Source organism: Geodermatophilus amargosae (assembly GCF_900116515.1).
GTDB lineage: Bacteria > Actinomycetota > Actinomycetes > Mycobacteriales > Geodermatophilaceae > Geodermatophilus > Geodermatophilus amargosae.
Genome location: NZ_FPBA01000028.1, coordinates 60,174 through 71,709 on the forward strand (window position 1 = coordinate 60,174; position 11,536 = coordinate 71,709).

Sequence of the window (11,536 nt, forward strand, 5' to 3'; positions counted from 1 at the left end):
CGGACCAGAAGCTGAGCGCATCGGCGTTCGCGGCAGGATCATCTCAACTCCAAACGTGCACAGCGCGGCGCCATGCCTCCAGCAGATCCGAACTACCAGCATCCTGTTCGTCGATCCTCTGCGACCGTCCGATGACCAGGGGCCGCAACCTAGCCGCATCGGTGAACGGTAAGAAATCCAGAGACAAGAATCGATCGTCCAGAACCCGACCAGCCGCTGCATGCTCGACCGCATGGCGCCGGACGTAGGCCGGTGGCGGAACCACTTGGCCACCAACCCGGCGGGACCGGGTCAATCGCAGCAACTCCTCCGCGATCCGCGCCTCCACCCTCTGGGTCGCTTCCCTCATAGACGCATCAAACCCGATAACCCCCACGGGGATGAACCGCCCCGGCGAGTCCGGAGACTCCAGTCCTTGAGGAGGATGGAGTCGTGGCAGATCGAAGCGTCCGGTATCCGCAGGAGCTGCGGGAGCGGGCGGTACGCCTGGTCGCCGAGTCCCGGCCGGACCACGCCACCGAGTGGGAGGCGATGCGCTCGGTGGCGCAGAAGCTGGGCATCGGCTCGACCCAGACGGTGCGCACGTGGGTCCGTAAGGCGGAGGTCGACGACGGCGTCCGACCCGGGGTGAGCAGCGAAGAGTCCGCCGAACTGCGCCGGCTGCGGGCGGAGAACCGTGAACTGCACCGGGCGGATGAGATCCTGAAGGCGGCGGCGGGTTTCTTCGCGGCCGAGCTCGACCAGCCACAGCGGACCTCGTGAGCTTTATCGAGACCCACGCCGATTGGCGCACCGACGATGGGCTGCGCTGGGGGTCGAGCCGATCTGCCGGGTGCTCACCGAGCACGGAACGCCGATCGCCCCAGCACCTACTACGACACCCGCGTCCGCCGCTCGGCTCGGGTCGATCGGGATGAGCAGCTGAAGGCCGAGATCGCCCGGGTGCACGCGGCCAACTACGGCGTCTACGGCGCCCGCAAGGTCTGGTTGGCGCTCAACCGCGAGGGCATCGGCGTCGCCCGCTGCACCGTGGAGCGGCTGATGCGCGACCTCGGCCTGGAAGGCGCCCGCCGCGGCCGCCGGCGACGCACCACAATCCCCGACCCGGCCGCCGCGCGGCCGGCCGACCTGGTGCAACGCCGGTTCTCTCAGGCCCGTCCGGATGCGGTCTGGGTCGCCGACTTCACCTACGTGGCGACCTGGTCGGGCACCGTCTACGTCGCCTTCGTCCTCGACGCCCACTCCCGGCGCATCCTGAGCTGGCGGGCGGCCACCTCGATGAAGACCGAGTTGGTGCTCGACGCGCTCGAGCAGGCGATCTGGACCCGCGGCCGAGACGGAGTGACCGACCTGTCCGGGCTGGTGTGCCACCACGACGCCGGGTCGCAATACACCTCCATCGCGTTCACCGAGCGGCTCGCGGCCGCCGGTGCGGCCCCCAGCGTCGGCACGGTCGGCGACGCGCTGGACAACGCGCTGGACAACGCGCTGGCCGAGACCCAGATCGGGCTGTTCAAGACCGAGCTGATCCACCGCCGCGGGCCGTGGAAGGGACTCGACAACGTCGAGCTTGCGACGCTGGAGTGGGTCGACTGGCACAACAACCGCCGGCTGCACACCGCCTGCCACGACCTGACCCCGGTCGAGTACGAGCAGGTCTTCTACGGTCAACACCCCGCCCAGCAGACGGTCGGGGTCTCACAATCCTGAGTCTCCGGACTCGCCGGGGCGGTTCACACGCCCCCGACCAACGTCTCGGGTCAGTACACCTAGCACCGCATCGCCCGCACTCCCGCACGGTCGATTTCGAACAGGCGGCCGCGATCCCGGGCCGCTCCGCGGGATCTCATCGTCGGGGCGGCCGGGGGGATCGGCTCCTACGCCGTGCAGCTCGCCCGGCTCGCCAGCGCTCACGTCACCGCGGTCGCCGACTCGGCGCGTGCGGACTTCGTCCGCGATCTCGGTGCCCACGTCGTCGTGGATCGGCGCCGCGACGACGTCCTCGCCGGTGACCAGCGGTGGGATGTCGTGCTCGACGCGCCTGGTGCGCTGCGATTCGCCGCGGTGCGGCCCGCGCTGACCTCCGACGGCGTCCTGGTGTCGACCCGGCCACTGTCCCCCGACACGGTGCGCGGACTCCGCCCGGGCAGTGGACCGCGCGCGACCGCTGTCACGACGCGGCGGTCACCGGTCGACCTCACCCACTTGGCCCACCTCATCGACACCGGCCGCCTGCGCGTCCCGCTCTACCGCGTCGTGGCACTGAAGGACGTGGCCTCCGGTATCGAGCACGCGGGCTCCGGGCAGGTGCGCGGCAAGGTGGTGGTCGCCATCGCCGCCTCACCCCTCCCCTCCGGCTCGCGGACGCCCGGACACGGCGCGGCGCCGGGGCCGACTCAACGGCGGATGAACTAGCGGAGCCCGTCGGCGTCATCGGCGGCATCGCGCCGATGTCTCAATGGCCTCCTGGTCCCTTTTTACGAGAGGCGCCCTGTCATTAGCACCGCGTCAGGCAACTTCGCCTTGAAGGCGGCTTACGGGACACACGCGCCGCGCGGGCACATCAGGGGGCGCGGCGACTGACCAGGATGCCGACCACGGGGCCGAGGACGACGAGCGCGAGCCATGACAGCCGGGCGGCGGAGGAGGAGACCAGGAACGCCACGGGGATCGACGCGAGGAAGAACGCCGGGGGGACGAGCTGGGGCACCAGCTCGAGCCGTATCCGCCGGGGTGACGGCGGCGCGCTGATCAGCCCTCTGTGCCAGGCCAGCAAGGACATCACCGCCTCCGTCGAGGAGATCACCGCGACGTTCCCGGCGAAGACGGCCGTTGCCAGCGGCTCCTGGTGCTCCCCGAGTGCGTCGGTGCTGAACGGCAGCAGCACGACGAACGCGAGCAGTACGAGGTTCACGGTGATGAGGCGCCCGCTGAGGTGGTGCAGCCGCGCGACGAAGGCGTGGTTTGAGCGCCAGTAGAAGGCGACGATGGCGAAGGCCAGGAAGAAGGCCACGATCTCGTTCCCGATCGCCGCCCACAGGGCGGCGAGGTCGGCCCAGGCGCCCGGCACCTGTATGCCGTCCAGCGTGGTGACCAGCAGGGTGAGGGCGACGGCGTAGGTCGCGTCGAAGAACGCGAGCGCGCGGTCGAACTCCGGTGTCCCCCGAGGGAACCGCGGCGCCCCCGGGTCCGGTGAGTTGGAAGCCACGCCCCGCAGGGTCGCAGTCTCGCGCCGGACAGCGGCGGGCGAGGAGGTCCGGTCAGGGCGACTCGTCCCAGCGCGCCCGGAGCTGCGCGAAAGTCTGCCGTCTGTCGTCACGGGTGTCCCTGGGGGAGACGCTCAGGGCGAACGTTGCCTGTCGCGGTATTAGCTTGCGCGCCATGGGAGCGCGACTGGCCGCCTACCTGAGCTACCGCGACGCCCCGGCCGCCCTGCGCTGGATGGAGGCGATCGGCTTCACCATCTTCCGCCGGTCGGCCAGGTGGTCGGCGACGGTGAACGCCGTTAGGGGGCGCTTTGTGGGGGCTCGGGTGCGTCCGCGCCGGGGCGGCGGTCGGGCGGGACCCATGTGGTGAGGTCGCGCCAGGTCAGGTGGGGCCGGCCGCGGATTGGTGCTGGGCCGCCGGGCCGCGGGTGGCCGAGACACACGACTAGCTCGGGGACCCAGCTCTCCGGTAGGCGGAGGGCGACGGCAACCGCGGCGTGACTGAACGAGGTCACGGGCCCGGCTCCGATGCCGATCGCGTGCGCGGCCAGCATGAGGGTCGCCGCCGCCGTGCCGACGTCGATGCGCAGGCCGGGCGCGTCTGACGGGAAGCCGTAGCTGGCCGCGAGAGCGTGGTCGGTGCAGATGGTGATGGCGGCGGTCGGGTGCTGAAGCATTCCTGGCGACACCGCGCGCAGCACCCGCAGCGTCGCGGGGTCGTCGGTGGCGACGAAACGCTGCAGGTGCCGGTTGCCTGCGGTGGGCGCCCAGCGGGCGGCGTCGAGGATGGTCTCCAGCGCGTGGCGCTCGACCGGCTCCGCCGTCATCGCACGCACCACCCGGCGGCTGCGGATCGCCGCGAGCACAGCCGCGCCGCGCTCCGCGTCCGCGCCGACGCCGGTCATGCCGGCCCCGCTCGGTCCGATGCCCACCGGGCGCTCAGGTGGGCGGCGAGTGACCGACACAGCTCGTCGAGGCGTGCGACGTATTCCTCGCGTCCGGTGCGGGGCACGGCCAGCTGGGGGACCTGGTCGAGCTCGTCGTGGACGAAGGCGGCGGTTGCTCTCGAGGAGCGCGGCGCGATCTGTTCGGCGAGCCGGTGAGCGGCGGTGAGCAGCCGCATCGGGCCGTACTCCGCCGCCTCGTCCACTTGCGTGCGGGCGGCGGTGATCAGGTAGGCCAGCAGTTCAACCGCCTCGTCCTCGTCGAGGACCCAGACGGGGGCGGTGGTCGGCATGGCGGCTCCTCACTGCCGGGGATCTTGCCAGCGGATCCGGCCGCGGCGTCTCGTCCCCCACGCCGGCTGATACACCTCGACCGGAAGGAGACACCACTGCCATGTCAGATGCGCGAGGAGGATGAAGTACGAGCCTGCGCACCAGAGGAAGCGATGGCCTACTCGTGCACAGAGTCATGAAGACATACGCGGAGGTCAACTCCCGCCGCCAGGCGCCCAGGTCCGCCGCATCGGCGGGGCCGTGGAGTACGCGTTTGACCTGAGGTCATGCGGTGGGCCCGTGGGGTTGAACTCGCAACCCGCGGATCTCGAATCGTCTCACTATGACGTCGGCGTGGCTGTCACAGGAGGTGGCGGGTCCTGAGCAGGCTGGCCTGGGTGGTCGAGAAGCTCGTACCTGACGGATTATGGGAGGGGGCCGCTCCGCTGCTGCCGTCGAAGCCCCGCCGTCATCGCCATCCCACACCGCTGACCGGTCGGTGTGCGCGTGATTGCCGTGCTGCGGATGTTGTTGCGGTCAGCCAAGGCGACCCGGGCAGCCCTCCTCGGGTGAGGATCCGGCAGCAGGCCGTGCTTGCCACGCAGACAGGATGTCCTCGCAGGGGCTGACCATGCAGACCCGGCTCGTCCGGGCGCCGACCTGCTCGACCATTCCGGGTATGCGCCGGGCAGGATGTTCACCGAGACACGCAGACCCGGCGACGAAGGCGGCCCGACGCCCATCGCCACACGCGGCGCGGTCGGCTTCGACGAAGCTGCTCTGGCCGCTGCTGACCGTGGTCATCACCTTGCTGATCACCGCATGCTCACCCGGCGGTCCTGCCGTCACGTCCGCGGGCCAGGGTTCGACGGCTAGTACCTCGACCGGTGCGTCCGCCGACCAGGCGACGCCCAGCGCCGGGGCCCGAGAGCCTGAGGATCAGCCCACGAGCGTGGAGGTCAGTGCCGTCGGCGACGTCATCATGGGGGCGACGCTAGAGCTGCCTCCCGACAATGGACGTCACTTGTTCGATGCCGTCGCCGACCGGCTCACCGGAGACGTCGTGCTGGGCAACCTGGACCAGGCCCTCACCGACATCGCGACGTCGACCAAGTGCGGCGCGAACAGCAGTGGCTGCTTCGCCTTCCGAACTCCACCGTCATATGCAGGATGGCTCCGCGAGGCCGGGTTCACCGTCATCAACCTGGCGAACAACCACGCGCACGACTTCGGCGACGCCGGCCTGCGCGACTCGCAGGCGGCGCTGACGGCGGCGGGTCTGCAGTACACCGGCATGCCCGGACAGGTGACCCTGCAGGACATCGGGTCCCTGCGAGTGGCGATCCTCGGCTTCGCCCCCTACGGCTGGGCCCAGAGCCTGCTCGACATCCCCGCCGCACAGCAGCTCGTCGGTCAGGCCGCCGAGCAGGCAGATGTGGTCTTGGTCTCCATCCACGCCGGCGCGGAAGGTGCAGACCAGGCCCACGTCCGCCCGGGCCCTGAGATCTTCCTCGGCGAGAACCGGGGGGACGCCATGGCCTTCGCCCGTGCGGTGATCGACGCCGGCGCGGACGCGGTCCTGGGTGCCGGTCCACATGTGCTGCGGGGTATGGAGTGGTACCGCGGACGGCTGATCGCCTACAGCATGGGCAACTTCACCGGCTACCGCACCCTCTCCAACGACGGCCCGGCGGGCATCGGCGGCATCGTCACGCTACGGCTGGCAGCGGATGGGACCTGGCACTCCGGCCAGCTGGTCAGCACCGTGATGGTCGACCCAGGACTCGCCCAGCTCGATCCCGCCCAGCAAGCGCTGGGCGTGGTGCGCGACCTCTCCCGCGCCGACTTCGGCGCCTGCGGCGTGGACCTCACCACCACCGGCGAGCTGAGCGCACCCACCTGCTGACACCCGGGCCCGCACGCCAAGCGTCGCGGGCTTGTCGACGAGGCGGTGCAAGACCAGCAACGCTCTTGGTGCTCCCATGGTCTGCCCTGAATGCTGCACCGCCCCGCGGCCGCGGCAGGGACCGCCACCCAAGTCTCTGGATTCACCGGGGCGGTTCAGGCCTCGACCGACGACCGCGACCAGGCGCTGGCTGCCGACATCGACGATGCCGTGCCGGTCGTCACCAAGCCGGAGCTGGCCCGCCGGATGCTCACCCGAGCCCTGGAGGGTGGCGTCGCATGGAACCGCCGCGACAGAGCTCGGCAAGTGTGGCTGGTCGTGGCGATCGGGGCGCTTGTGCAGCCAGCACAGGAGTACGACCGAGCGCCGCTCACTGCAGGACGGCCCGGCCATCGTTGACCCGCTGCCAACGCGTGATGCGGTGACGAAGTCGGACGGACCGGTTTGGACTCAGGAGCCCGGGGTGCGGCCGAGGACCAGCTCGGTGGAGTACACGACCAGATCGGGCTGGGAGAACTGGATGTAGTGATCGCTGCCGGTGGCGAAGACCTGCGGTGTGGCGGGAGCAAGCGCGACAAAGTGGTCCTCGGCGCGTTGAAAGATCTCGTTGATCTCGGCTGCGGACAGCCTGGGGAGGTCGGTGAGGCCGGCGAACGGCTCCGTCTTGGTCAGCACGGCCAGCGGCCTCGCCGGGAGAGCTGGGGCGGCCTGGACCTGCGCGATACTTGCGTCGAGCTCGACTCGCTCGGCGTCGGGATCGCTCAGCGAGGGCACCTGGGCCGGCGGCATACCCAGGGCGTCACGGTAGATCGGCCACCGGTCTTCGAGCAGCTCGGGCAGGGTCGGGCCCAAGGCGTCGACGAAGACGATCCCGGCCACCTGCTCGGGGTGGGTCTGCCCGTACAGCTGCACGAGCAGGCCACCCAGGGAGTGACCGACCAGCACGTACGGCTTCGGCACCGACGCGGCGCGCAACAGTTCGTGCAGCTCGCCGACCAGGCCCTCGAGGGTCCGCGGCTGCGGAACCGGCGTGCTGCGGTCGGTCAAGGGGACGCCCTCGACGTAGCGCAGGGTGCCGGGGCGGTCGTAGGAGCAAACGCGGTGGGACTCGGCCAGCGCCTCCTGCACCGGTGGCCCCACCGCCGGCGCCAGTAGCTCCAGCACGTCCGCGCTGTTCCAAACGTCTGAGGAGTCGTGGTAGCCCGACACCAGGACGACCGTCGGTCGCCCAGGCGTCACCGGACCGCGGCAGTCGAGGAAGACCCGGCGTCCACCGATGTCCACCGACTGGGCGAAGGGTTCTGGGCCGGCGGCGGCAGTCCCGAGGGAGCAAGGGGACGGGGAGGCTATCGCCGCTGCACCGCCCGCGGCCGGCGTTACAGACGAGCACGCGGTGACCAGCAGGCCGCAGACCACGGCCAGGCAGGCGGTCCGCATGACATCCATCGCCATCGCCACCACCTCGTCCCTCACCACCCGGGACTGCCCAGGGTTCGGTTGACTCCTTGCCTGTGAGGCTGCGGCCTCGCTGGAAGGATCAGCATCGTGCCCAAGCCGTTCCCGAAGGAGTTCCGGCGTGACGTGATCGCGGTGGCCCGCAAGGGTGATCAGTCGATCGCGCAGGTCGCCCGAAGCTTCGGGGTCTCTAAGTCCTGTCTGGCCCGGTGACTGAAGATCGCCGACCGCCAGGACGGTCTGTCCGGCGCAGCCGCGTCGACCGCTGCCGCTGACGCGGGCGGTGACCTCGAGGCGGAGAACCGTGAGCTGCGCAAGCGCACCAAGCAGCTGGAGCAGGAGAACGAGATCTTGCGCCGGGCGACGGCCTACTTCGCCCGTGACGTGCTCCCAAAATGATGTACCCGCTGGTCCTTGACCTCGCCGACGACGGCATCCCCGTCACGGTGACCTGCCGGGTGCTCGGCTTGCTCCAAGCAGGCCTTCTACAAGTGGTGCGCCGACCCGGTCAGCCGGCGGGACTGGGACGACGCACACCTGATCAACGCCGGGCGGTCGACATCCACCACGACGATCCCGAGTTCGGCTACCGCTTCATCACCGACGAGCTCGCCGACCAGGGCGTGCGGGCCTCGCGCAACCGGGTCAACCGACTCTGCATGTCGCAGCGGCTGTGGTCCGTCCACTCGCGTAAGCGCGGCCTCAATCGCAAGCCAGGCCCGCCCGTGCACGAGGACCTGGTGCAGCGGGAGTTCACCGCGGCAGAACCCAACCAGCTCTGGTTGACCGACATCACCGAGCACCCCACCGCCGAGGGCAAGCTCTACTTCTGCGCGGTCCAGGACGCCTGCTCCAAGCGCATCGTCGGCTACGCGATCGACGAACGGATGACCGCCCAGCTGGCCGTCACCGCGCTACGGACGGCCGTTGCCCGGCGCCAGCCGACGGGTCTGGTGGTCGTTCACAGCGACCGCGGGTCCCAGTTTCGAGCAAGATCCTTCCGAGCCGTCCTGACCGCCGCCGGGCTGCAGGGATCGATGGGCCGCGTCGCCTCCGCGGGCGACAACGCCGCCATGGAGTCCTGGCACGCGCTGCTGCAGAAGAACGTCCTGGACCGCCGGCGCTGGCGCACCCGGGACGAGCTGCACGCCGCGATCGTGTTCTGGACCGAGCACACCTACAACCGCCGCCGCAGGCAACGCGCCCTCGGAAAACTCACCCCGATCGAGTACGAACTCGCCTTCACCGCACCCCAGGCCGCTATCGCGGCATGATCAGTCCCAACCGCCGTCAACTGAGGCTGCAGCAGTCCCCGACCTGCGCACATGGGACGTACGTTTCACTGAACTACCACTGTCGGCATACCCCGCTTCAACACCCTAAGTCGCTGTGGAGCGTGTCCCGAAAGATCGAGTGCCGCACCTTGTGCAACGCGGAGCTCGAGCGCTGATACGACGCGGAGGGCAGCGCTTGGTCTGTCACCGAGGATAAGGACGTTGCATTGGGCGCGCGGTGAACGTGTCGCGTTCTTCGATGAACCGTCGAATCCAACGGACCCCTGGCACGGCTATCGCTCCGGTCGAGGATCCCGTGCACTTCTCAATTGCTTAGCTGCGATGCTAATGCCTACCGCCTCCAATCGAACGTCATTAGCCTCGCTCCCATGCGTCGCGCAGCGAGCGCTCCAAATAGACATACTCTTTGTGCGCGGCAAGCGCGCGGACGAGAAGTCGTCGGTACCGCTGCTTCTGCAGCGGGGCTACAAAGTACTCGCCAAGCATCGCTAGGTATGGGGTCAGATTCAATTTCACTGCACTGAGTGGATTGGTGACCATCTCGGCTGTGACCTCGACTCCCACTGCGGGCGCCGGGAGTTCGGTGTCGCCGATCTTTCGCAGTACCGCCTCCTTGACCTTGTTCAGACTCTTTCGAGTCTTCGTTGGAATCCTGCCCAGTTGCTCGAAGTCCGCATTTGCCTGTTTAAGCCATGCGCGATAATCGCCCACATCCTCGTTTTGGCGGAGATCAATCGCCAGTTGCAGGACGGTTAGCGGTGTTGGATCCTTGGTGAATGAAAGGAGATAGGGAAGGAAAGTTGGAGTCCACGGTACTTTCCCCGCGCTCATGTCGGCGAACTCCTCATCCGACTGAACGAGCGCCCTCAATTCTTTAAATAGATGCGACTCGAACTTAGAGTTGGCCCGCTCTTTCTGCAACCCGGATGCTAGCAGCGCACGCCATCGCTTTGCCTGCAACACGTGGTCGCCACCCAGCTTTTGGGCGTACGAACCGAATAGCAGGCCACCTAACAGGTAGCTTGCCACCGTCTGTTCGCGGGGGTCTGCGAGCTTAAGTTGTACCCCCTCACCTTGGAGGGTGGGGGTCCAGCGGTAGTCGAGCGCTGACAGTTCGGCCAATATGTCCTCGAATGCCTCCCGGCTGACGAGGCCATTGTTCGTCTCTTGCATCTCGCTGAGGACTTTGAGGGCGGCGTTCTTGCACTCGACGTGCGCCGCGTCCTTCACCGTCACCGGGACGAGGATATCTTGTCCCACGATGTTCACAAGATCAAAAAGTGAGCGGTCGGTCGACGGTTCCCACGTGACATCGTAGTCGAAGACTGGCAGTCGATTGTTGAGCACGATCTGGTCGAAAAACAACATGAGCGCATTGACATCCCCGCTGACGCCCATCCACGTTCGATCACCGATGCTTGAGCTATCATAGGAGTGCCGGGAATTGGTATCCGCGCTTGCCGCCTCGACGGCTCGACCCTTCCCGAGCAAGAATATCTGTGCCACCCGTAGCGCAATCGGATCGACTACCGTAGTCAGGTGCTCCTTCGATAGATTCTCCCAATCGGCCCCGCTCTTGACTACATATTCTCCCATTTCGACTCTTCCTCTCCACCGCTGGATCCTCAATACATAGGGCGCAGGAGGGGTTGGTGGTAGCGATCGACGGCATAACGACGGCCGATCCCCGTCGCCCAGCACAATGGCCTCCGCGTCGGCAAATCTTGAGGCATCGAATGCTTGCGGACCAGAGTCTTGGGTCCCTAGAACTTGCTTGATGTTGTCCTTGCTCCCGGCAGTGCCTACAGCCGGCCTTCCCCTTCGAGCATAGGCGAAACATTCCGTCAAGCTGGTCGGCCTCGTGCGACAGCCGCGCGACGAGCTATGCCGCCCGAACTCGCTGCCAGCGCCTGGGACTGCCCCCGGTTGACTTGACTCCTTGTTGCCCCTTTCTTCGTGGAGTCCGATTGTTGGCTCTTGGGACTGCCCCAACTTCAGTTGACTCGTCGGGTTGGCGTCGCCCTGCCATGCCCTCCGGGCATATAGGATTTCCGGCTGGCCACCCGCCCATCGCTGTGTCCTTGAGGCGGCCTTTGGGGACACACCGCCGTACCTTCTGAGGGCTTCCTAGTAGTGCTTTGTTAGGTCGGTGCTCGAGGTTGGCTGTCGATGTGGGAGCCGCAGACGGTGCAGGTGCCGGTCCAGGTAGCTAGCAGGGCCTGCAGCTGGTGGAGCACGGCGTAGAGGCTCAGGCCGAGACACGGGCTTTTGGGCTGGTGCGCAGCAGGGTGAGGAACAGCTGGGCGGCAGTGACCAGGGTGACGTGGCGGTGCCAGCCGGTCCAAGTGCGGCCCTCGAAGTGGTCCAGGCCCAGGGCGGTCTTCAGCTCGCGGTAGTCATGCTCGATCCGCCAGCGGATCTTGGCCAGCCGGACCAGCTCGGCCGGGTCGGTGTCTT

11 protein-coding genes and 2 pseudogenes are annotated in these 11,536 nt (G+C 68.1%); 7 read left to right on the plus strand and 6 right to left on the minus strand.

Going from position 1 to position 11,536, the window contains the following annotated elements; translation table 11 throughout:
- Window positions 1–432 precede the first annotated feature (432 nt).
- Together BM414_RS24715 and BM414_RS24720 are read left to right on the plus strand one after the other, a co-directional pair.
- Window positions 433–1,710, plus strand: a pseudogene (locus BM414_RS24715) (IS3 family transposase).
- A 159-nt stretch (window positions 1,711–1,869) separates the two neighbouring features.
- Window positions 1,870–2,415, plus strand: a complete 546-nt coding sequence (locus BM414_RS24720; RefSeq protein ID WP_281246786.1) for a zinc-binding dehydrogenase — start codon at window positions 1,870–1,872, stop codon at window positions 2,413–2,415.
- A gap of 148 nt (window positions 2,416–2,563) precedes the next feature.
- Here BM414_RS24720 and BM414_RS24725 read toward each other — a convergent pair whose 3' ends face one another.
- The 3 genes from BM414_RS24725 to BM414_RS24735 all read right to left on the minus strand — a co-directional run bounded on the left by BM414_RS24725 (window position 2,564) and on the right by BM414_RS24735 (window position 4,443).
- Window positions 2,564–3,208 (minus strand): TMEM175 family protein, encoded by a 645-nt coding sequence (locus BM414_RS24725; RefSeq protein ID WP_175551788.1) that lies wholly within the window; start codon window positions 3,206–3,208, stop codon window positions 2,564–2,566.
- 297 nt (window positions 3,209–3,505) lie between these two features.
- Window positions 3,506–4,138, minus strand: coding sequence for a nitroreductase family protein (locus tag BM414_RS24730; RefSeq protein WP_093583958.1), 633 nt, complete (start codon window positions 4,136–4,138; stop codon window positions 3,506–3,508).
- Window positions 4,108–4,443, minus strand: coding sequence for a DUF6092 family protein (locus BM414_RS24735; protein ID WP_093583960.1), 336 nt, complete (start codon window positions 4,441–4,443; stop codon window positions 4,108–4,110). Before BM414_RS24735 ends, BM414_RS24730 begins: the two co-directional genes overlap by 31 nt.
- A gap of 378 nt (window positions 4,444–4,821) precedes the next feature.
- On the opposite strand from BM414_RS24735, the pseudogene BM414_RS28725 reads away from it, so the two are divergent.
- The 3 genes and pseudogenes from BM414_RS28725 to BM414_RS24745 form a co-directional block, all read left to right on the plus strand.
- Window positions 4,822–4,947 (plus strand): annotated as a pseudogene (locus BM414_RS28725) (IS5/IS1182 family transposase); the annotation flags it as partial.
- A 107-nt stretch (window positions 4,948–5,054) separates the two neighbouring features.
- A complete protein-coding gene (locus tag BM414_RS24740; RefSeq protein WP_175551789.1) occupies window positions 5,055–6,329 on the plus strand; it encodes a CapA family protein in 1,275 nt (424 codons plus the stop codon).
- Between the two features lie 90 nt (window positions 6,330–6,419).
- Window positions 6,420–6,728, plus strand: coding sequence for a hypothetical protein (locus BM414_RS24745; RefSeq protein ID WP_093583964.1), 309 nt, complete (start codon window positions 6,420–6,422; stop codon window positions 6,726–6,728).
- Window positions 6,729–6,779: 51 nt separating this feature from the next.
- On the opposite strand, the gene BM414_RS24750 is transcribed toward BM414_RS24745, so the two are convergent.
- Entirely contained in the window at window positions 6,780–7,781 is a 1,002-nt protein-coding gene (locus BM414_RS24750) for an alpha/beta fold hydrolase (protein WP_139246039.1), read from the minus strand.
- A gap of 93 nt (window positions 7,782–7,874) precedes the next feature.
- On the opposite strand from BM414_RS24750, the gene BM414_RS31525 reads away from it, so the two are divergent.
- Together BM414_RS31525 and BM414_RS24755 are read left to right on the plus strand one after the other, a co-directional pair.
- On the plus strand, window positions 7,875–7,997 hold the full coding sequence (locus BM414_RS31525; RefSeq protein WP_281246784.1) for a hypothetical protein: 123 nt from the start codon (window positions 7,875–7,877) through the stop codon (window positions 7,995–7,997).
- A gap of 233 nt (window positions 7,998–8,230) precedes the next feature.
- A complete protein-coding gene (locus tag BM414_RS24755; protein WP_245784968.1) occupies window positions 8,231–9,058 on the plus strand; it encodes an IS3 family transposase in 828 nt (275 codons plus the stop codon).
- 375 nt (window positions 9,059–9,433) lie between these two features.
- On the opposite strand, the gene BM414_RS24760 is transcribed toward BM414_RS24755, so the two are convergent.
- Together BM414_RS24760 and BM414_RS24765 are read right to left on the minus strand one after the other, a co-directional pair.
- The gene (locus BM414_RS24760; RefSeq protein WP_139246040.1) at window positions 9,434–10,447 is read right to left on the minus strand and encodes a hypothetical protein; all 1,014 of its coding nucleotides are present in this window, start codon (window positions 10,445–10,447) and stop codon (window positions 9,434–9,436) included.
- Window positions 10,448–11,327: 880 nt separating this feature from the next.
- Window positions 11,328–11,536: transposase (locus tag BM414_RS24765; protein WP_139245960.1), on the minus strand; the 209-nt coding region annotated here is incomplete at its 5' end.

What these genes read in the sequence shown, in the direction of transcription:
- BM414_RS24735 (WP_093583960.1), bottom strand. Translation starts at nt 4,443, where the DNA reads ATGCCGACCACCGCCCCCGTCTGGGTCCTCGACGAGGACGAGGCGGTT.
- BM414_RS24740 (WP_175551789.1), top strand. Translation starts at nt 5,055, where the DNA reads ATGCAGACCCGGCTCGTCCGGGCGCCGACCTGCTCGACCATTCCGGGT.
- BM414_RS24745 (WP_093583964.1), top strand. Translation starts at nt 6,420, where the DNA reads ATGCTGCACCGCCCCGCGGCCGCGGCAGGGACCGCCACCCAAGTCTCT.
- BM414_RS24750 (WP_139246039.1), bottom strand. Translation starts at nt 7,781, where the DNA reads ATGGCGATGGATGTCATGCGGACCGCCTGCCTGGCCGTGGTCTGCGGC.
- BM414_RS24760 (WP_139246040.1), bottom strand. Translation starts at nt 10,447, where the DNA reads ATGTTGTTTTTCGACCAGATCGTGCTCAACAATCGACTGCCAGTCTTC.